Origin of the sequence: Microcoleus sp. (assembly GCF_041354475.1) — a bacterium.
Lineage (GTDB): Bacteria > Cyanobacteriota > Cyanobacteriia > Cyanobacteriales > Microcoleaceae > Microcoleus.
This window is the reverse complement of record NZ_JBGJZU010000113.1, coordinates 1-17,011: the sequence shown is the minus strand read 5'-3', so window position 1 is coordinate 17,011 and position 17,011 is coordinate 1. Positions and strand designations below refer to the sequence as shown.

Annotated in this window: 20 protein-coding genes and 1 pseudogene; 10 read left to right on the top strand and 11 right to left on the bottom strand. The window is 45.6% G+C overall.

Going from position 1 to position 17,011, the window contains the following annotated elements:
* The 3 genes from ACBR23_RS26815 to ACBR23_RS26805 all read left to right on the top strand — a co-directional run.
* Positions 1–723, top strand: a 723-nt coding sequence (locus tag ACBR23_RS26815) for a cobaltochelatase subunit CobN (RefSeq protein WP_371125711.1), incomplete at its 5' end; no start/stop codon positions are given.
* An 85-nt stretch (positions 724–808) separates the two neighbouring features.
* On the top strand, positions 809–1,804 hold the full coding sequence (locus ACBR23_RS26810) for a hypothetical protein (RefSeq protein WP_371120742.1): 996 nt from the start codon (positions 809–811) through the stop codon (positions 1,802–1,804).
* Between the two features lie 135 nt (positions 1,805–1,939).
* Positions 1,940–3,409, top strand: coding sequence for a hypothetical protein (locus ACBR23_RS26805; protein ID WP_371116668.1), 1,470 nt, complete (start codon positions 1,940–1,942; stop codon positions 3,407–3,409).
* A gap of 107 nt (positions 3,410–3,516) precedes the next feature.
* Here ACBR23_RS26805 and ACBR23_RS26800 read toward each other — a convergent pair whose 3' ends face one another.
* Positions 3,517–4,029 carry a pentapeptide repeat-containing protein gene (locus tag ACBR23_RS26800; protein ID WP_371116669.1) on the bottom strand — a complete coding sequence of 171 codons (513 nt, stop codon included), beginning with the start codon at positions 4,027–4,029 and terminating at the stop codon, positions 3,517–3,519.
* A 14-nt stretch (positions 4,030–4,043) separates the two neighbouring features.
* On the opposite strand from ACBR23_RS26800, the gene ACBR23_RS26795 reads away from it, so the two are divergent.
* On the top strand, positions 4,044–4,652 hold the full coding sequence (locus tag ACBR23_RS26795; protein WP_341737773.1) for a YraN family protein: 609 nt from the start codon (positions 4,044–4,046) through the stop codon (positions 4,650–4,652).
* 99 nt (positions 4,653–4,751) lie between these two features.
* On the opposite strand, the gene ACBR23_RS26790 is transcribed toward ACBR23_RS26795, so the two are convergent.
* Complete coding sequence (locus ACBR23_RS26790) at positions 4,752–5,141, bottom strand: hypothetical protein (protein WP_340521259.1); 390 nt, start codon at positions 5,139–5,141, stop codon at positions 4,752–4,754.
* Between the two features lie 145 nt (positions 5,142–5,286).
* Between ACBR23_RS26790 and queA the strand changes: the two genes are divergently transcribed.
* Positions 5,287–6,456 (top strand): tRNA preQ1(34) S-adenosylmethionine ribosyltransferase-isomerase QueA, encoded by a 1,170-nt coding sequence (queA, locus tag ACBR23_RS26785; protein WP_371120741.1) that lies wholly within the window; start codon positions 5,287–5,289, stop codon positions 6,454–6,456.
* A gap of 38 nt (positions 6,457–6,494) precedes the next feature.
* On the opposite strand, the gene rpmF is transcribed toward queA, so the two are convergent.
* Positions 6,495–6,668: a 50S ribosomal protein L32 gene (gene rpmF / locus ACBR23_RS26780; RefSeq protein WP_006632406.1), complete on the bottom strand. Its 174-nt coding sequence runs from the start codon at positions 6,666–6,668 to the stop codon at positions 6,495–6,497.
* A gap of 116 nt (positions 6,669–6,784) precedes the next feature.
* Positions 6,785–6,922, bottom strand: a pseudogene (locus ACBR23_RS26775) (NINE protein); the annotation flags it as partial.
* A 229-nt stretch (positions 6,923–7,151) separates the two neighbouring features.
* Between ACBR23_RS26775 and ACBR23_RS26770 the strand changes: the two are divergent.
* The 3 genes from ACBR23_RS26770 (at position 7,152) to ACBR23_RS26760 (ending at position 9,399) form a co-directional block, all read left to right on the top strand.
* Positions 7,152–7,322 (top strand): hypothetical protein, encoded by a 171-nt coding sequence (locus ACBR23_RS26770; protein WP_341737770.1) that lies wholly within the window; start codon positions 7,152–7,154, stop codon positions 7,320–7,322.
* 25 nt (positions 7,323–7,347) lie between these two features.
* On the top strand, positions 7,348–8,424 hold the full coding sequence (acsF, locus tag ACBR23_RS26765; RefSeq protein ID WP_341737769.1) for a magnesium-protoporphyrin IX monomethyl ester (oxidative) cyclase: 1,077 nt from the start codon (positions 7,348–7,350) through the stop codon (positions 8,422–8,424).
* A gap of 249 nt (positions 8,425–8,673) precedes the next feature.
* Positions 8,674–9,399 carry a M15 family metallopeptidase gene (locus ACBR23_RS26760; RefSeq protein ID WP_371120740.1) on the top strand — a complete coding sequence of 242 codons (726 nt, stop codon included), beginning with the start codon at positions 8,674–8,676 and terminating at the stop codon, positions 9,397–9,399.
* Between the two features lie 96 nt (positions 9,400–9,495).
* On the opposite strand, the gene ACBR23_RS26755 is transcribed toward ACBR23_RS26760, so the two are convergent.
* Positions 9,496–10,341 (bottom strand): SH3 domain-containing protein, encoded by an 846-nt coding sequence (locus tag ACBR23_RS26755; protein WP_371120739.1) that lies wholly within the window; start codon positions 10,339–10,341, stop codon positions 9,496–9,498.
* 397 nt (positions 10,342–10,738) lie between these two features.
* On the opposite strand from ACBR23_RS26755, the gene ACBR23_RS26750 reads away from it, so the two are divergent.
* On the top strand, positions 10,739–12,112 hold the full coding sequence (locus ACBR23_RS26750; protein WP_371120738.1) for an NACHT domain-containing protein: 1,374 nt from the start codon (positions 10,739–10,741) through the stop codon (positions 12,110–12,112).
* A gap of 210 nt (positions 12,113–12,322) precedes the next feature.
* On the opposite strand, the gene fabF is transcribed toward ACBR23_RS26750, so the two are convergent.
* The 5 genes from fabF to ACBR23_RS26725 all read right to left on the bottom strand — a co-directional run bounded on the left by fabF (position 12,323) and on the right by ACBR23_RS26725 (position 16,145).
* Positions 12,323–13,576, bottom strand: a complete 1,254-nt coding sequence (gene fabF, locus ACBR23_RS26745; RefSeq protein ID WP_371120737.1) for a beta-ketoacyl-ACP synthase II — start codon at positions 13,574–13,576, stop codon at positions 12,323–12,325.
* Positions 13,577–13,674: 98 nt separating this feature from the next.
* Entirely contained in the window at positions 13,675–13,929 is a 255-nt protein-coding gene (acpP, locus tag ACBR23_RS26740) for an acyl carrier protein (protein WP_341734210.1), read from the bottom strand.
* A gap of 310 nt (positions 13,930–14,239) precedes the next feature.
* Complete coding sequence (locus ACBR23_RS26735; protein WP_371120736.1) at positions 14,240–14,983, bottom strand: SDR family oxidoreductase; 744 nt, start codon at positions 14,981–14,983, stop codon at positions 14,240–14,242.
* A gap of 127 nt (positions 14,984–15,110) precedes the next feature.
* Positions 15,111–15,545 (bottom strand): putative quinol monooxygenase, encoded by a 435-nt coding sequence (locus tag ACBR23_RS26730; RefSeq protein ID WP_371120735.1) that lies wholly within the window; start codon positions 15,543–15,545, stop codon positions 15,111–15,113.
* Between the two features lie 12 nt (positions 15,546–15,557).
* Positions 15,558–16,145, bottom strand: a complete 588-nt coding sequence (locus ACBR23_RS26725; RefSeq protein WP_371120734.1) for an antibiotic biosynthesis monooxygenase — start codon at positions 16,143–16,145, stop codon at positions 15,558–15,560.
* A 247-nt stretch (positions 16,146–16,392) separates the two neighbouring features.
* Here ACBR23_RS26725 and ACBR23_RS26720 point away from each other — a divergent pair, with 247 nt between their 5' ends.
* Positions 16,393–16,734, top strand: coding sequence for a winged helix-turn-helix transcriptional regulator (locus tag ACBR23_RS26720; RefSeq protein ID WP_371120733.1), 342 nt, complete (start codon positions 16,393–16,395; stop codon positions 16,732–16,734).
* Positions 16,735–16,769: 35 nt separating this feature from the next.
* Here the strand turns inward: ACBR23_RS26720 and ACBR23_RS26715 are convergent, their stop codons facing one another.
* Complete coding sequence (locus ACBR23_RS26715; RefSeq protein ID WP_371115885.1) at positions 16,770–17,009, bottom strand: zinc ribbon domain-containing protein; 240 nt, start codon at positions 17,007–17,009, stop codon at positions 16,770–16,772.
* Positions 17,010–17,011 lie beyond the last annotated feature (2 nt).

Here is a 17,011-nt window from a genome sequence, read left to right as displayed (position 1 = left end):
CCCCCAACCCCCCCTTACCAAGGGGGGGCTAATTCCATGAATACCCCCCCAACCCCCCCTTACCAAGGGGGGGCTAATTCCAATTCTTGTCCCCCCCCTTACCAAGGGGGGGCTAGGGGGGGTGAATTTACCGGGAGTGAATGGGGATGTTCGGCACCCGAAGCATTTACCAAACGCCTCACCCAAATGCAAATAGTTCTGCAAAACCAAGACAACCGCGAACACGACATTTTAGACTCCGACGATTATTATCAATTCCAAGGTGGAATGACGGCGGCAATTCGCAATTTGCAAGGCAAAAATCCTGAAACTTATTTCGGAGATAATTCAATTCCTGAGAATCCCAAAGTGCGACAACTGCGGGAAGAAATTGCGCGGGTTTATCGCAGCAGGGCTGTGAATCCTAAATGGATTGAAGGTGCCATGCGACATGGTTATAAGGGTGCGTTTGAAATTGCAGCAACTGTTGATTTTTTGTTTGCTTATGATGCTACCGCAAATTGTGTTGAGGATTTTATGTATGAGGGAATCGCTGAGGCTTACATTTTTGACGAAAAAGTGCAGGGATTTATCCAGGAAAATAATCCTTGGGCACTGCGAGATATGGCGGAAAGATTGTTAGAAGCTCGTCAGCGGGGGTTGTGGGAGTCTGCCAGCCAGGATATACTGGATAAATTGCGATCGATCGCCCTGGAAGCTGAAGCCGTCATCGAGTCGAAGTAATTTGTGAAGCGATCGTTACAAATTGAAATAGATTTTCCATACTCTTAAAAATGTAATTTTAATTATTGCGGGTACGGGGACTCTCTTGTTACCTTACTCAACTGTATTCAGCAATCATGTGGTTAGTGGAAGTTTACTTATTGCTGGTTTTTACTATTTACTCAGGGTCAAAGAAAGTATTACACATTCTCTGCTTTCAGGTTTGTTAATTACCTTAGCTGGTAGCATTGATGTAGTAGCTTTTATTTTTCTGCCATTTCTGGCCGTCACCTTTTTTAATAAACCCCTGAAATCAAAGATAGTTTTTTCTTTAGCTTGCGCTTTAGTCCTGATAATTTACTTACAGTTAAATCTTTACACCTCTGGGAGTCTGCGGCCGCCTTCTATGAATAAGTCTCTGTGGGAATATCCCGGTTCTGTCTTCGATAGTACAACCCTTTCTGGTTTAGCATATCACTCAAATTTTCCGGCTTTACTAAATTATGCTTTTCATATGATTATCGGTCATCGAGGCTTGATTTCTTATACTCCTGTCTTAGTATTTTCTATTTGGGGATTTGTGAAAATTTACCAAAACAAAGATTTTAAATATCGCCAAGAATATCTGTTAATTTTTTTGGCATCTTCTGCCTATGTCCTGATGTACATTCTGCGTTCTAACAATTACAGTGGGTATTCTTATGGAGTCAGATGGTATGCCAATCTCATGTTTTTGCTCTGCCTACCACTAGCTCAAATCAGAAATGATATCAAAAATTCAAAACAGTTAAGAACAGCTTTTATAATTGTGAGTTGTTTGTCAATTTTTATCTCTTTTGTGGGCGTAAATCATCCTTTTGTCGCAGTTGATGAACAGCATCCTAGTTCATTTTTTAATGCTTTAGTTTATACATTTAAGCCCATAGATACTCAAATTTACGGGAATAACCAGGCCATGCAACTGTCGTTTTCGCACTCTTTGCTATTTGCACTCAAGCAGTTAAGGGTGATTTTAATAGCAGCACTCGCAGGTTTGTCGTGCTACTTGTTAGTGAACCGTGTTAAGCAATTTATCGCAAACAGACCTGTGGTTGAGGGTTAAAAAGATGCGCGATCTCATCCCACACAGAAATACCCTAACCCAACAGTAATCGATAGCTAGTGAACTCGCTCTAGAATATAAGGATATAACCATCTCAAATCCCTAATCTCAAATCGATAACTAGCTGAAAGCTTTATGATTCGCGACGACATTGTTAGTCTCAGCACCCATATCCTCAAACGTAGCTGGACCATAGCCACCTTGCTAGCAGTAACTTTGGGATGTTCCTCAACCAATCCGCCCCACACTGTACTGACGCGGAGGGAAATCTCGCCAGTCCAAGCACAGCCCCTGGAACCTGTTCTGGCTAATAACTCCAAAAAACCCAAAAAGTTCGCTAGCGCGCGTTCTTGCGCCGAAAATGATGGCTTCACGGAGTCAGTAAACTTTGCTACCCAAGCCTCTAATTTGGCTCAATCAGCCAATTCAAAACAAGAGTGGGACGAAGTAGCAGCCCTGTGGGTGCAAGCTGTAGCTTGGATGCAAGCTGTTCCTCCAAGCAGTCCCAAACGGGCTTTTGCTGAGAAAAAAGTGGTGGAATACATGAGAAACCTGGCTTATTCGCAACAGCAAGCAGGTGCAAACCGTCAAACTTCCGCCAGCTTCAGTAGCGATTTGCTTAACCAACAGCTAGAACTTTACCTATCCTACGTGGCGACGGTGGGCCCGCCTGATGTTTTGATTGTGGGGAGTTCGCGGGCGCTCCAAGGTGTCGATCCCAAAGCACTAAAACAATCTTTGGCGCAAAAGGGTCGATCGGGCTTAACCATATTTAATTTTGCAGTCAATGGTGCCACCGCACAAGTAGTTGACTTTCAACTGCGGCGACTATTAAAACCCCAGCATTTACCTCAAATGATTGTCTGGGCTGATGGAGTACGGGCGTTCAATAGTGGTAGAGTCGATCGCACTTTTAACTCAATTATCGCTTCTGAGGGCAATCAACTTTTAGTTGCCGGTATTCGCCCTAAACTGCCAGAAGATGAACCCAGTGTGATTCCCCAGTGTTACCAATTTCCCCAACCTTGTCGCAGGGGTGGTTTCCACAAAGCAAGTATCTTGCCTGTTGCTAAAATGGACGATCGTAGAATAGGTATCTTGCCGGTTGCTAACACTGCTGTCATGGCCATCAATCCAGTCAGCGACTTGGCAGACTCGATCGACTCCAACGGATTTATGCCCCTGTCTGTCCGTTACAATCCCAACACCTACTATAACGATCGCCCTTATGTTTCTGGTAGATTCGATCGCGACTACGAAAACTTTAACCTCGCTGGTAAACAAGCCCAAGCCTTCAATTCAGTCATCGCTTTGACAAAAAGTCGCAAAATTCCATTGGTTTTTGTGAATTTACCCCTCACCGACGACTATCTAGACGACACTCGTATCTGGGCCCAAGAACAATTTCGGCAACGAATGCAGCAACTCTCCCGCCAAAAAGGTTTCGCTTTCCGCGACTTATCCCAGCAGTGGCCCAGTCGCCATGAGTATTTTTTTGATCCTAGCCATCTTAATCGGTTTGGGGCGATCGCGGTTTCTCGTCTCATCGCCGCCGATACTAGCATCACATGGCCGAACCCGAAATCCCGAAGTATCGACGGTTGAGCTCAAATCCTCTCTCTTCTCGGACTCTGTGTTCTCTGCGGTTATATCGTTCCGGTGCCACCGCAATTGATATCATGGCGATCGGGCAACGGATTCGATCTCAATTTTTAATAATCGCAAAACAGAGTTTCGCGAGTAGCCCTACCTGTCACCGGATTAGTACCTTTTGCCACTTGACAAAGTTTTTTTATCATATCATCTCGCAGCAATGTCTCAGTAAAATCAGCACCGTCAATGACGGCTCCTTCCAGCCTAGTATTGTAAGCAAAAGCACCCTCAAGAATAGCATTAGTTAAATTTGCTTTCATCATGCGAGCCAAATCTAAAGTAGCACCTGTGAAATTAGCACCTTCTAAATTTGCTTCTTCCATATTGGCTGCAAAAAAACTCACGCCCCGCAAATCTGCATTGGTAAAATTGCTGTTGCGAAGATTAGCTTTATTAAAACTGTCGTCTGTGAGCACCCGGCCTGTAAAATCAGCGCCAACAAGAATTTCTTTGTCGTGATCCAAGGCTAGGGCTGGTGCGGGATTAATGCCGATCGCCCCAGCGACAAATACTGCTAAAATAACAACACTGAGCAAGAAAGTATAAATATGTTGGCGAATTCGAGAATTCATACAAGTTAGCGCTAATGAGCATCTGCGATAGTTCAAAATTGAATTTTACCAGAAAAGGCGATCGCCCGTTAGCGAAGCCCTCGAACCGGATTGCTCTTGCTGACTCCAATTGTTCCCCATCTTCCCACTCTCGCCTACTCGGCACTTTAGGAGAAAACTTAGTCTCCGAGTGGTTGCAGCAGCAAGGCTGGGAAATCCTGCACCGACAATGGCACTGTCGATGGGGAGAAATTGATATCATTGCACAGGGAACAGATCGAGAGAGTACAATCCAGGAATGTCATCAAAACTCCCGATTCCCCATTCCCGATTTCCCATCTCCGACTTTAGCATTTGTAGAGGTTAAAACTCGCAGTCGGGGCAATTGGGATACCGATGGAATCCTGGCTATTAGTGCGGCCAAACAAGCAAAAATTTGGCAAACTGCCGAAATATTTTTAAGTGCTTACCCAGATTTAGCAAATAATCCCTGTCGTTTTGATGTCGCCCTCGTCAGGTGCGAATCTTCAGGGCTAAAGACTCACAAAAGATTATCATCAACGACAGCCAACTCTCAACCCGCACTTACAGGTAGTTACGTGCTCACTTTGCAAGAATACATTCGCTCGGCTTTTAGCCATTAGAAATGTCATCTAATTTGAGATTTGAGATATTAGATGTTAAATTATGGAATTGCTCAAGCCCCCGGAATGCTATAACTGGCATTTTTTTGAGTCGTGAGCTTAGGCCAAAGTTTCGGGACAATATCCGAGTCCCTTGACAAACTGATGGCGAAAGGCTTCAATTTCCTTGCGATCGGGACTTCCGTGACAAACTACGGCTACCTGGTAACGGCGCATCACGCTCAGCGGCGACTGGCCCGTTTCCAAACTCCAAAGTGCCATTTGTAACCGAATTTCAGGATCGTAAGGAATTCCAAGTTCATTCATAAAAGCCCTAAAATCCCCGTGCATTTCAGGAGTTAAATATTGGCTCATTTTCACCTTGACTACCCAACCGTTAATTTGGTGAATAACAGTGATAAATTGCAAAGGCAGATGACTAGCCCTGCGTAGGTAATCCACGACTCTCAGAGTGAGGCTAGTATTGGCGATGTAGTAGAGGTATTCCATAACTATCCTTCGAGCAAAGCTGATTCTACACCTCTATTCTCCCGTTCTAGATCCGCCGCTACAAGGGGAAAAGCACCCTACTTTGGATGGGGGTTTTTACCCAATTTGTTACCAAGTTGACAGATTTTTGACAGGAATTCACCCGATGACAGAGATAGACTGGTCTTTGGACGCCTATGACTACGAACTTCCCCCCTCGCGCATTGCCCAAAATCCCGTAGTGCCTAGGGATAGTTCCCGCTTGCTGGTGGTAGATTCTCCAAGCACCCAACAACACCGGATTTTCCAAGATTTGCCAGATTTGCTCAACCCAGGCGATTTGCTGGTACTCAACAATACTCGCGTACTCCCAGCTAGGCTCTACGGGCACAAACCCAATGGCCCGGCTGTGGAGATCTTGTTGATGGAAGAACGACAACACAATTGCTGGCTGGCTTTGGTTAAACCCGGAAAACGCTTGAAGTTGGGAGCGAAAATAGAGTTCGATCGGATCGCTCCACATGGCCACGAGGAAGCCTCCGGCCCCTGTTGTTGCCTTGGCGAAGCAGCATTAGCCACACTACCCGATCGCCTGACTGCGACAGTTATAGAAAGGGACGATGCCACAGGAGGGCGCCTGTTGGAGTTTAATCTGCCCACAGAAATGTCTCTCATACCTTTTTTGGACGATTATGGTCACGTACCCCTACCGCCCTACATTGACAATTCCCAAGCAGCACCAGAACAGTACCAGACTGTTTATGCTAATCGACTAGGCGCGATCGCAGCCCCCACTGCTGGCCTACACTTCACCCAAGACTTGTTCAGCCGCTTGCAGCAGCGGGGAATTGAAAAAACTTTTGTCACCCTCCATGTTGGAGTCGGGACTTTTCGCCCCGTGGAGGTGGAAGACGTCACAACTCACCAAATGCACGAAGAATGGGTGGAAGTATCCGCCGCCACCGTCGAAAAAATCCGCGAAACTAAAGCCAGAGGCGGGCGGATTATTGCTGTGGGAACGACAGCAGTGCGAGCTTTGGAAGGGGCGGCCGCGGCTACAGAGACCAAAATTGGTGATTCTCCCTTGCAACCTTTCTATGGCAAGACAAATTTGTTTATTTATCCCGGTTATAAATGGCGGGTAGTAGATGGGATGATTACCAATTTTCACTTACCCCGCTCTACTTTGTTGATGATGATCAGTGGGATGATTGGTCGATCGCGCGTGCTGGATTTATATAGAGAGGCCATCGCCCAGGAGTACCGCTTTTATTCCTTTGGCGATGCCATGCTGATTTTGCCCGAAGCGTATCAGATTAAACAGGTGATTGAATGATGGGGCATCGGGTTGGCCCAATGCCCCATCTTCCTGTTTTACTCTTCCTCTTCTTCTTCATTGCCGGGATACACGAAGCTGTTGGAACGTCCAGTCAGAACGGATTTGCCCAGGGACAAAGCTTTCTGAGCTGCCACCACAGCTTTGCGCTTCCAGGTTGCTTTACGCATATTCTTCTTGGATTTGGAGGTTTTCTTCTTAGGGACTGCCATGACCGTAAATACTTCTGCTGATATAGACAAACAAACATTCTAGCTGATTTTGCCGATCGTGCTGTGTCGATCGACAGCAACTGCCCCGTCAGGGCGATCGACAGTAAGTCAAACAGTTGTCCAAACCCAAATAACCCAAAGGTAAACAGCCACAGCAAACCCGTACCAATCTTGCCGTTATAAAGACGGTGGAGTCCGAAGGGGCCGAAAAAACAAGCAGCCCATAAAAGGTAACTAACACCTAAATTGCTCATTTTCTGAACGTCCTGCCTGCTTATTCTAAGAATTCGAGTCCGTTATATCTATATTCTGTACTGTCGGTTAGGTGTTTAAACAGCTTGACACCCGACTTTATTTGTGCATGGTCATAAATTATGGGACCCAATTCCCCATGCCCAATTCGCTCCCCCCTTGGGGGGGCAGGGGGGTTGCCCAATTCGCCAATTCCCGATGCCGATGAGTAATTCTGCGTAGCAATTCTTAATGCCAGCAACATATTCCGTGGGTCAAGAAATTGGTACACTGGAGAACGTGGAAATTACAGCAGGTTTGCCTCCCTTGATTCCACCCAGACTACCCCACCGTAGTTCCGTGGAAAAAAATAGAGGCTACCGCGGGCGATCGCCATACCTGAAAACTGAAACCAGCCAGTAGTTATAAGCAAAAATCCAATAAAAATATGGTAGATTCCCTCAAAAAACCAACTTTTGAAGAAATGCGGCCGGGAGTAAAAACCCCAGCCAAAGAAACTATTCTCACACCGAGATTTTACACAACAGATTTTGACGAGATGGCAAAAATGGACATCTCGATCAACGAAGCCGAACTAGAAGCAATCATGCAAGAGTTCCGCGTTGACTACAACAAAAATCACTTCGTGCGGGATGAGGAGTTCGCTCAATCTTGGGATCACATTGACGGCGAAAAGCGCCAGTTATTCATTGAATTTCTGGAACGTTCCTGCACGGCTGAGTTTTCTGGGTTCTTGCTGTACAAAGAATTGGCTCGCAAGCTCAAGGACAAAAATCCTGTGCTAGCGGAGGGTTTCTCCCTCATGTCACGGGATGAAGCGCGGCACGCCGGATTCCTCAACAAAGCTTTGTCGGATTTTAATTTGTCCCTGGATTTGGGTTTCCTGACTAAGAGCCGCAGCTACACTTTCTTTAAGCCGAAGTTCATTTTCTACGCTACTTACTTGTCTGAAAAGATTGGTTATTGGCGCTACATCACCATTTACCAACACTTAAAGGCTCACCCTGAAGACCAAATTTATCCGATTTTCCGATTCTTTGAAAATTGGTGTCAGGATGAAAACCGCCACGGAGATTTCTTCGATGCGGTGATGAGAGCTCAGCCTCAGATGTTGAACGATTGGAAGGCAAAACTTTGGTGTCGCTTCTTCTTGCTGTCGGTATTCGCCACCATGTATCTCAATGATATCCAGAGAGCGGGTTTTTATCGATCGCTAGGTCTAGATGCTCGCGAATACGACATCGAAGTCATCAAAAAAACCAACGAAACCGCCGGTCGAGTATTCCCAGTCATGCTAGATGTGAACAATCCAGAATTTTACGAACGTCTGGATGTTTGTCTCAAGAACAATCAAAAATTGACCGCAATTGTTGAGTCAAATACTCCCAAATTCTTGCAATTGTTCCAAAAATTGCCTCTGTATTTGTCCAATGGCTGGCAATTACTGAAGCTTTACTTCATGAAGACCATCGAATCACCTTCTGTTGAGGGTGCTGTACGTTAATTTGGCATTTTCGCTCGTATTTTAGGGCGGTTCTGCGGCCAGCAGAGCCGCTTTTTTTTGATATATAGGAAGTTTCCTTCCAGATACTTATACCATTTCTCTAAAATCGTGCAACAATCTTTGACCCCCCCTAACCCCCCCTTATAAAGGGGAGGGACAAGACTACTGTTGCATTCTTTTTTAAAATTGGTATTATATTTTCCTCCCAGGGCTGAAGCCACTGGGTTTCTAAGATCCCGTGAGGTTTTTATGAAATTTAAACGTTTTGGAAAATACCCGATCGCATTTATGCTAGTTTTGCTATGTGCGATAGGTCTGCACCATCCCACATTTGTCCGTGCCCAGGAGCCCCCACAAGTGCAATCTCCCCAACCAGAATTAAACCCCGTAGTACCTGAAAGTATTTTCATGAGTCAACTTCCCAATTGGGCGCGACTGGTTGACATCCGCACTGTCAATCCCAACATTCGTCTCGATATTCGCTACGCCACAGCTAACAATTTCTTAAAACGAAAACTATACTCCACAGCCAAATGTGCCTTGAGAAGTTCTGTTGCTCAAAAGTTAGCGCTAGTTCAAACAGATTTAGAAAAAATCGGATTGGGTTTGAAAGTTTACGATTGCTACAGGCCTTTCTCTGTTACAAAACAAATGTGGCAAGTTTTGCCAGACCCCCGCTATGTGGCTAATCCTGCGAGGGGTTCGCGTCACAATCGCGGTGCTGCTATTGATTTAACTTTAGTCGATCGCACGGGCAAAGAATTAGAAATGCCCACACCTTACGATGATTTTACCGTAAAAGCTCACAGAGATTATCAAGGAGGCAGCGCGCAATCTCGGAAAAATCGTCAATTGCTGGAAGATGCGATGAAAAAGCAAGGATTTATGGGAATCACAACAGAATGGTGGCACTTTGATTCAGAAGATTGGGAAAAGTTTGCGATTCTGGATGTTTCCCTAGGAGCGATTCCTTAATGTACCAAATACCACATAAGTTTCTAGTTAGGACTAAAGTCTTCAACAATAGTTGAGGAGCAAAAGCACTAAATTCCTGACTACACACCGATAATTTTATCGGACTTTTACTGAAAATTCGTATTCGTAGCCACGGAAATTTGAGTCTAGTTGAAATGTGTAATTACCAGTAACGGGAACTTTTCCACTCCACTCAGTTGGATTGTTTTGATAAGGATCTCCTCCCAACAGTTTCCCGTCAGGACTCAAAATTTGTGGAAAAACATCTTTGCGGTTCCTCACAGTCATTGTTTGACCTTTAAGGATGCGAATTATGTAAGAGTGACTGCCACCACCAATAATTCGACCTTTCACAATTGCCTCGTTACCCCCAGGCAAAAAATTAATCTCCTGTCGGACATTAGGACAACTACTTTCGGTGCGGTTTTTGGCAATCCAACCGGCAACTGGATCGGTAATTCGTAACCAGCCATTTTGTTCTGCGGCGACGGAAACAAAGGTATTATTTTTGAGTGTTCCTACTATTTTGCTGTCTGCTAATCCTGGGTTCGATCGCACATTTAGCGGTGGATTGGGATCGCTGACTACAGCCATACTGATTTTGCAGCCCCCATCGGGAGGTGTGATCGATATCGGCTCAACTTTTTGCTTGGAGTTTTCTGGGATTACAGAAGATGTAACTGGGGAATTTTTGGCAGGTTGAGGTTGAAATTTCTGAGATTGGATGGGTCTGGTTTTTAGTTCCAGTGGTTCGGTATTCTGAGATTTAGGAATTGTGGTTGGAACCGCTGAAGTAGTTTTTTTGTCGGATAGTGCTGATTCTGTCACGGCAGGATTTGAGACTTGCATCGAACCTGACTGTATGGTTGCCCAGGCTACTCCGATCGCCGTTGATAGCCCTGCTAGGCAGAGGATGATGATTTGGCTAGTTTTTAATGACATATATTTTTGAAATATTTATGGATGTTTGGAAGCGCTATATCCAGAATAATCAACAACAGGAGGTGAGGGCAAATTCTACAGAACAATCCTATTAGGGCAAAGTTTACCGAAAAAATGGGGTGCATCTCAATTTTACAAATATATTCTTAGGGGCGAAGCATGACCGCAGACAATTTATTAGGGATAACCAGAGATTTACAGCGGTCATGCTTCGCCTATGCAAAATCGGGATGCTCCCAAAAAATGGGTCTAAAGCCCCGTGCTTCCGGCTGCCGGAGATGTCCAATTCTAGTTAATCTTTACTCAACACCTATAGTGATGCTACTGTTGCTGTGAGCCAGTTGTGCCTAATCTGGCAAAGCAAGCATCCAGGGTAAGGTTGAGCTGATTAACTAAAATGTCAAGATTGATTCATCTGAGATTACAACCGCCTCGCGATCGATTACTCCAGGATGTGAAACGGGAAGTCCAAGCATCTCGATCGCACTCTTTGCACAATGCCGTATTATCCAACCTCCGTCAAGAAGCTGCGCCTCCCGGTGTCAACCGCTGTTGGGATGTGGAAGTCAAGGTGGGAAACCGTCCTAGTTTTCGACTACCTCCCAAAGCTAGCGTGGCTAAAGTGTTCGATCGCACGGGGGGTAAATTGGTCATTTTGGGCGCGACGGGTGCCGGAAAAACCACTACACTATTGGAATTAGCTCTGGTCTTAGTTTCCCGCGCCCAAAAAGATGCTACAAAGCCGATACCGATACTATTTGAACTCGGTACTTGGAAAGCCGAATCCGGGGCGATCGCCGATTGGTTAATTGCTCAACTTAAATTTAAATACGACATCCCCACGGCTGTAGGTAAAAAGTGGCTTAACGAGCACAAATTACTGCCGTTGATCGATGGTTTAGACGAAGTAGAAACTCACCGCCAAGACTTGTCTATTCAAGCAATAAATCAGTTTATTGAAAGTGAAATACAACCTCAACACTTAGTGGTTTGTAGCAATTTTGAAGTTTACAAAAACTGTCAAAATAGATTTAGTCTGCACGCAGCAGTTTTATTGAAACCTCTGACAGAAACTCAAATTAAAAATTATCTTTTAGAAGCCCGAAGTCGCGAACTTTGGTATAGCCTTGAGCCGGAGCCGGATTTGTTAAAAATGGCTAAAGCACCACTATTGTTAAGCATGATGGCTTTGGCCTACGAGGACATATTAATCGAATCTTGGAAGCGTTTAAATTCAGCGGAAGAACAACGCAAATACCTATTGACAGCCTACATTCGTCGCCAAATGACTGGGGAAGTGAAGCAGTATCCCAGAGGTAAAGAACTGCGATCGGAACAAATACGGCACTGGCTGGGATGGCTGGCGAACAAGATGGAACAGCAAGGAATTCAAGAAGTTTTACTCGATAAAATACCCTTTACCTGGCTAGAAACTGGCGAACAGCAGCGGGCGTATTACTTTGGAGTTAAGCTGCTGGGCGGGCTGATTTGGGTGATTTTGGGATTAGCGGCCACTTTGGTTAGTGGCTCGATTTGGGGATTGATAGCAGGGGCGATCGCATCCGTAATTAGTGCTTTGTTACCGGGGATTCCAGCCCTTGAAAAATTTATCTTGCACCTAGTGCTGTGGTCTAATGGGTACATTCCTTGGAATTACAGTCTTTTCCTCGATGCAGCAGCGGGGCGCTTGCTGATGCAAAAAACGGGCGATCGGCGTTATCGATTTATTCACAATTTATTGCAAAAGCATTTTGCCCAAATTAGTCATTAGTTATGCGTAAGTCCTGTAGTTGTTATATCAATTCCTGTCTTCATTCGGCAATTACTTCCGACAATCAATTAGTGTCGGCTTTGGGATCTACCCTACAATAGTTTAAAATTTGCACCTACAGCTAATAGCCGATCGCCCAATCTAAAATTAAAAGGTGAAAAATTAATTTTTCACCTTTTAACTATCTACTCTCCACTCTCAAATTGTCCGTTACTGCACAAACTTTTTGAATGCCAGTGTCACGTTGTGGCCACCAAATCCAAAGGAATTCGACAGCGCCACATCAACTTTTAGATCGCGACTGTGATGTGGAACATAGTCCAAATCGCACTCTGGATCGGGATTTTCCAGATTGATTGTCGGCGGGATTTTGTCGTTGGCGATCGACATTACCGCAGCTACCGCCTCAATTCCCCCAGAACCACCCAAAAGATGACCGGTCATTGACTTGGTAGAACTGATTGCTATTTTGTAAGCATGGTCTCCCAAGGTCTTTTTGATTGCCTTGGTTTCCGTAGAATCGTTGGGAAGAGTGCTAGTACCGTGAGCATTGATATAGCTCACCATATCTGGTGTCAAACCCCCATCCTTGAGCGCTAAAGCCATTGCCCGCGACGCACCGTTACCCCCCGGTACTGGGGAAGTCATGTGGTAGGCATCGCAAGTTAAACCGTAGCCGACGATTTCTGCGTAAATTCTGGCTCCACGGGCGATCGCATATTCCATTTCTTCGAGAATTAGAATGCCAGAACCTTCGCCGACGACAAAACCATCCCGATCGCGATCGAAAGGACGGCAAGCATGAGTTGGGTCATCATTGCGAGTCGAAAGCGCCCTCGCCGCAGCAAAACCCGCCACACACAAAGGTGTCACCGCAGCTTCCGTACCGCCACAAATCATGGCTTGGGCGTAACCCCCCTGCACGAGGCGAAACGCATCGCCCACCGCATTTGACCCCGCAGCGCAAGCGGTAACAGTGCAAGAGTTTGGACCTTTAGCACCCGTTTGAATTGCGGTCAGGCCAGCAGCCATATTCGCAATCATCATCGGAATCATAAACGGGCTGCATCGATCGGGGCCGCGATTCAGATAAATCTCTTGCTGGTCTTCTAAAACCTTTAAGCCGCCAATGCCAGTGCCAAGAATGACACCCACCTGTTCTGCGTTCAGGTCATTAATCTCAAACTTCGCATCAGCCAGAGCCTGTTTGCTAGCTGAAACTCCAAACTGAGCAAAGCGATCCATCCGCTTTGCTTCCTTGCGCTCTAAATAGTCGTGTGGGTCGTAACCCTTCACCTCTCCGGCAATACGACAGTCGTGCCGCGACGAGTCGAATAAGGTGATCGGGCCTATACCATTCTTCCCAGCAAGCAACCCGTCCCAATATTCAGACAAGGTATTGCCGATCGGTGTAATCGCGCCGAGACCCGTAATAACAACGCGCTTACGCTCTAAATTTGTCATGATTTCAGTTTCAAAAAAATTAAACACCCAGAACGCAGAACAAAAGAGGAGTTTTCAGTTGTCTAACTTGTCTCCTCTTAGGGGAAAAGGCAGGTATTTTATGCTTTTGGAGCGGCAAGTTTGCTGCTGATGAAGTCTACAGAGGCTTGAACGGTGGTAATTCCTTCGGCTGCCTCGTCTGGAATTTCAATATCAAACTCTTCTTCCAAAGCCATTACCAACTCTACTGTATCTAAGGAGTCTGCTCCTAAATCGTTAGCAAAGCTGGCTTCTGGCTTGACTTCAGCCGGATCGACTTCCAGTTGATCTGCCACGATTTTCTTGACTCTAGCAAAAATATCCTCTTGACTCATACCATCATTTCCTCATTGGTTGCTGCGTATCTGATCTTATCCGAAAGGGGGATCTTCAGGAAAAAGGCTTGCCACTTTTCTAACTGACACTGTGTGTGTGGGGAGTCGGCTGTGGGCAAGGAGTGTCAACTTCAGGACTGTGGCGGGGGTGCGATCGTTATGGATCTCTGGGATTTGTGGTGGAAACTGTATCGATCGGCACAAAATATTCAGAGGTGGAATCGCTGAAACCATTTCCCTGAGAGATATAAGCTCTATCAATCACCGGATAGCCACGAGAGTAATTACTACCCGGTAAATCTTTGTTTTATTAAGTTGAACTGGGTAACATCATTGCCACAGCTTTTTCAAGTGCCTTGGGATCTCTGAGCAACTCTGCCGCCATTTGCTTAGCTTGTTCACCAGGATAGACATCTTCAAGGTTATCTAGTAGGGCTTTTAGGGCATCACTAACCACTTCCTCCGGCGACACCTTCGGGTCAGGATAGGATTTACCCATACCGATATCAATCGTTCCAGGCAAGACCGCAACGACTAATGTTCCTTGCGTCGCCAACTCTGCGCGAACCCCCTGAGTGAGTGAGAGGGTAGCTGCTTTGGATGCACTGTAGCTCCCATTGAAAGGAAGATTGACTCGTGCCACCATTGAAACCATGTTGACAATTGCCCCACCGCCATTTTGCTTCAGCACGGGCGCAAAAGCACGACACATCATCAAGGTTCCAAAATAGTTAACGTCTATCTCCATCCGGGCTTTAGAAAGATCTGGCGCAGCAATCAAGCCCTGATTAAATCCAACCCCGGCATTGTTAATCAGCAAGGTTACGTCTGAACATTGTGCGGCGGCCTGATTGACGGACTGTTCATCTGTAATATCGAGGGCAATGGGAATGACGATATCGGGGTAGTCGGTTACTAGCGACTCCAATGCTTTGGGGTTACGAGCACCCGCATAAATTTTGGAAGCACCGTGCGTCAGCAACGCTTCAACATAATATTGACCCAATCCTCCATTGGCACCGGTTACAAGAGCAATTGAATTTGCAACGTCCATGATTTCGATTTCTCCTAAATGATCAAATGCCTACAAAATGCCACCATTCACTTGAATGGTTTGTCCGCTCGTCCATCGCCCATTCTCAGAAGCCTGTTAGCTATCACATCTGCCATATCATGCAATATTAATTGAGTGCAGGAGGCGCAAGTTTTGGCGCAAGTTCTGGATCGGGCAACATGGGTAAAGGTTCTTCAGAAGTTGGCATATCTAGATTCTGCGTATAAATCACTTGATAGAGTTGGGGTTCTGCCTTAACAACAAGTCCCTGAAGACGATTTAAATGGTCAGCGAACTCAGGGCTATTTCGCATCGCGGCATAATCTTCTACTGATGCAAAATTAGCGTAGTTCGCAGCTCGTGTACGATCGAGGCTAATGTGCAGATTGGCTGTATAACTGCCTGGAAATTGACCTTTCAATCTCTTATACTCGGCAACTTGAGTAGAAACAAACTGCTCAGTTTTTTCAGGATCGAGTGTAAATATGTTGATGAGAACAATCCCATCGCCGACTCGGATAGGATTGACCGGGAATCCATTTTCTAGTTGCAGATTATCCATGAATCTATTCCTTTAATTTGGGTTTGAGTTAGATGATTTATGAGCTAAATGCTTTGCATCAGGAGGATAAAGCCAAGGCTTAAACAATCGCGTTACCTGCGGCATGATGACCCAAGTCATCAACGGCATCATGATGGCAATGCTTACAAGGGTTGCTAACCAAGCAGGGAGTCCATTTGTGATTGGTTTCAGCAGAATCGGCATCAGAGAAATGACAGGATAAATACCGATCGCGCTGACAATAGCGGTTTTCCATTTAGGGGGTGGGAGTGCATTCGGCACTTCAGGCAGCACAAACCAGGCTTCTAAACCATTAACCCGCAAAACTTTTGGATCGCCGATAGTGATTGCATCTGCCCTAGCAATCCAGCCCTGACAAATGGGAGATTCTTCCCACTCTTGCAAATGAACAAGGGTGTCGAAGCGCAGAATAAGTTGCCATTCGCCACGCTTCGTTGTGGGATAGAGAACTTCACCTCCCGCATAGCCCGGAAAGGTGCTAGCTGCAAGAATTACACCCCGAACTGCCTCTTCAAATACAGCTTCAGATCCCGGCTTAACGTGCCGAGTAATCGCCACAACTCCAGCAGGAGACTGCATAATTAACTGCTTCGTAAAACTTACCTAAACCGATCTAAAGCTATCTTTAGATCCAATCCAAAGTTCACTTCCTACGCTGTTGGGTAGACGACTAATCCCAAGATAAGTAGGCTATCTCCCTCAAGCCGAGGGTTCCCAATAATACAAGTTATGGGATTTGAATAACACCAAGGTATACTGCTAATGAATTTTTGGGAAGTACCTACAAAAAAGTAAGTGCCTCTGGACTCGCTAGGACGTGATTCTCATGCAATCAGAACAAACTGACGGGACACCTTTCGTGCAAGCTACGTTGAAAGTCTTGGGTGGCAAATGGAAACTCTTAATCCTATGGCATCTGAAGGATAAAGCAAGAAGATACAGCGAATTGAAGCGGTTAATTCCTGAAATTACTGAAAAAATGATGATCCAGCAACTGCGCGAACTAGAAAGTGATGGCATTGTTAGCCGTAACACGCTTGCAGAGATGCCTCCAAAAGTTGAGTATGCTTTCACAGAATATGGCAAAACACTTATACCTGTCTTGAAACCGCTGTGTGATTGGGGGCAGGAACACCTTAAACGCATGGACACGGATGGAGTAGATTGATTTTGTGGAAATTGTCCTGATTAGCGCTGACGGTGTTACGCTGTACAACCCTGGACAAACAGGGCATACGCGATAGCAATACTCTCACTATTGATAGAGAGAGCAAAGGAGCCGTCCCTCAAAGCTCGAATCATAATGTTTCGAGCGCCACCCCAATCTCGGTCGTGTTCGTGACCGCAGTTAGGGCATTTAAATGTTTTTGAACCACCAAGCTTTGAATGTTTGTGTCCGCATTTGGTGCAAGTTTTGCTAGTGTAGGATTCGTTAACGTCAATAA

What these genes read in the sequence shown, in the direction of transcription:
- ACBR23_RS26805 (WP_371116668.1), top strand. Translation starts at nt 1,940, where the DNA reads ATGATTCGCGACGACATTGTTAGTCTCAGCACCCATATCCTCAAACGT.
- ACBR23_RS26800 (WP_371116669.1), bottom strand. Translation starts at nt 4,029, where the DNA reads ATGAATTCTCGAATTCGCCAACATATTTATACTTTCTTGCTCAGTGTT.
- ACBR23_RS26795 (WP_341737773.1), top strand. Translation starts at nt 4,044, where the DNA reads ATGAGCATCTGCGATAGTTCAAAATTGAATTTTACCAGAAAAGGCGAT.
- ACBR23_RS26790 (WP_340521259.1), bottom strand. Translation starts at nt 5,141, where the DNA reads ATGGAATACCTCTACTACATCGCCAATACTAGCCTCACTCTGAGAGTC.
- queA (WP_371120741.1), top strand. Translation starts at nt 5,287, where the DNA reads ATGACAGAGATAGACTGGTCTTTGGACGCCTATGACTACGAACTTCCC.
- rpmF (WP_006632406.1), bottom strand. Translation starts at nt 6,668, where the DNA reads ATGGCAGTCCCTAAGAAGAAAACCTCCAAATCCAAGAAGAATATGCGT.
- ACBR23_RS26770 (WP_341737770.1), top strand. Translation starts at nt 7,152, where the DNA reads ATGCCAGCAACATATTCCGTGGGTCAAGAAATTGGTACACTGGAGAAC.
- acsF (WP_341737769.1), top strand. Translation starts at nt 7,348, where the DNA reads ATGGTAGATTCCCTCAAAAAACCAACTTTTGAAGAAATGCGGCCGGGA.
- ACBR23_RS26760 (WP_371120740.1), top strand. Translation starts at nt 8,674, where the DNA reads ATGAAATTTAAACGTTTTGGAAAATACCCGATCGCATTTATGCTAGTT.
- ACBR23_RS26755 (WP_371120739.1), bottom strand. Translation starts at nt 10,341, where the DNA reads ATGTCATTAAAAACTAGCCAAATCATCATCCTCTGCCTAGCAGGGCTA.
- ACBR23_RS26750 (WP_371120738.1), top strand. Translation starts at nt 10,739, where the DNA reads ATGTCAAGATTGATTCATCTGAGATTACAACCGCCTCGCGATCGATTA.
- fabF (WP_371120737.1), bottom strand. Translation starts at nt 13,576, where the DNA reads ATGACAAATTTAGAGCGTAAGCGCGTTGTTATTACGGGTCTCGGCGCG.
- acpP (WP_341734210.1), bottom strand. Translation starts at nt 13,929, where the DNA reads ATGAGTCAAGAGGATATTTTTGCTAGAGTCAAGAAAATCGTGGCAGAT.
- ACBR23_RS26735 (WP_371120736.1), bottom strand. Translation starts at nt 14,983, where the DNA reads ATGGACGTTGCAAATTCAATTGCTCTTGTAACCGGTGCCAATGGAGGA.
- ACBR23_RS26730 (WP_371120735.1), bottom strand. Translation starts at nt 15,545, where the DNA reads ATGGATAATCTGCAACTAGAAAATGGATTCCCGGTCAATCCTATCCGA.
- ACBR23_RS26725 (WP_371120734.1), bottom strand. Translation starts at nt 16,145, where the DNA reads ATGCAGTCTCCTGCTGGAGTTGTGGCGATTACTCGGCACGTTAAGCCG.
- ACBR23_RS26720 (WP_371120733.1), top strand. Translation starts at nt 16,393, where the DNA reads ATGCAATCAGAACAAACTGACGGGACACCTTTCGTGCAAGCTACGTTG.